Annotated in this window: 1 protein-coding gene; it reads left to right on the forward strand. The window is 68.5% G+C overall.

Annotated elements, in window-relative coordinates; all coding sequences use genetic code 11:
• Positions 1–356: hypothetical protein (locus tag HKX41_10720; GenBank protein ID NNC24603.1), on the forward strand; the 356-nt coding region annotated here is incomplete at both ends.

Consider the following 356-nt stretch of genomic DNA (forward strand, 5'->3'; position numbering starts at 1 on the left):
CGACCTGGACCTGCGCTACCGCCAGATCCGCCTGGGCGTGCAGGAGAACCGCGTCGCCCGCTACTACGACGCCGAGGCCTTCCCCAACATCGCCGTGCTCGATTTCGGCCTGAGCCCGGAACAGGTGCTGCAAGTGCAGAAGGCCGGCCTGGACCTGCTGGCCGGGCTGTCGAGCTATTCGATCAGCGAACTGCTCGGCACCATGATGGCCATGCACAGCCGCCGCCTGCGCAAGCGCGGCAACCTGCTGGCCAAGGACGGCGCGCTGTTCTGCTCGGCGCTGGTGCAGCACTGCTACCTCGCCGCCGGCGTCGAATTCCTGCCCGGCGTGCCCGGCAAGAACATCGCTCCGCACG

It is taken from the genome of Salifodinibacter halophilus (assembly GCA_012999515.1).
GTDB lineage: Bacteria > Pseudomonadota > Gammaproteobacteria > Nevskiales > Salinisphaeraceae > Salifodinibacter > Salifodinibacter halophilus.